The sequence below is a fragment of the Kribbella swartbergensis genome, from assembly GCF_054784135.1.
This window is the reverse complement of the sequence record NZ_BAAGPM010000083.1, coordinates 1-947: the sequence shown is the minus strand read 5'-3', so window position 1 is coordinate 947 and position 947 is coordinate 1. Positions and strand designations below refer to the sequence as shown.

1 protein-coding gene is annotated in these 947 nt (G+C 65.2%); it reads right to left on the bottom strand.

What is annotated here, in order from left to right:
• Window positions 1–911 (bottom strand): IS630 family transposase gene (locus ACYVOK_RS36165; RefSeq protein ID WP_460667133.1). Its coding sequence is split into 2 segments (ribosomal slippage), with 910 coding nucleotides annotated over them: window positions 1–535 and window positions 537–911; the frame shifts between segments, so codons are not numbered across the junction. This gene is flagged as partial in the annotation.
• Window positions 912–947: the final 36 nt, after the last annotated feature.

Here is a 947-nt window from a genome sequence, read left to right as displayed (position 1 = left end):
ATTCCTCAGCCTCGACGCCATCGCAAATGTCTCCGATGGCCCGCCAGAGCGCGTCAAAGGTGCGGGCTTCAGCTTTGCGCAGGAGCGCCTTGAGCTTGGAAAAGAGTTGCTCAATTGGATTCAGATCCGGACTGTACGGGGGCAGAAACAGGAACCAGGCGCCCTTTTGTTTGAGGCACTGCGCCGCCCTCTCACTCTTGTGCGCCGGCAGGTTGTCGAGGATCACCACGTCTCCCTTGGACAAGGTCGGGGCGAGCTGGGTCTCCACATAGGTCTCGAAGATCGGCCGGGTCATCGGCCCGTCAATCACCCAGGGCGCTGTCAGACCAGAGTAGCGCAGCCCCGCCACGAAGGTCTGGGTCAGCCAATGGCCGAACGGCGCCTTGGCATACAGACGCTGCCCCTTCAGGCAGCGGCCACGCAGGCGCGTCATCTTGGTCGAGGTGCCGGTCTCATCCAGAAACACGAGCCGATGCGGCTCCTCACGCATGCGCGGCTGACGCTTGGTGTGCCAGGGCTCGCGCGCCTGGCGCACGTCGGCGCGTCCTTGTTCGCTGGCCCGCAGCGTTTTTTTTGAAGCGGTAGCCCTGGCGGCGGAACCAGTGTGAGATCGACGTAGGCGTGACCTTGGTGCCGCGGGCCAGCAGTTCGGCCGCGAGCTGGGGCATGGTGATGTCGCCCTTCTCGGCCACACGTTGAAGCAGGAACGCGCGATGCGGATCGAGCTTGGAGTAGCGCCAGCCGCCCTCCGGCTTGGGCGCCAGGCTGCCGGTGGCGCGGTACGCCGCCATGAGCCGGACCACGAAGGCGACCGAGACCTCGAAGTGCCGGGCGGCCTCATGGCAGGAGTGCCCCGCCTCGACAAAGCGCGCCACCCGGCGGCGCAGGTCCAGCGAATAGGACTTGGTCATCGCTCATCTCCTCCAAAGAGGGGGAGACAAGTGAAT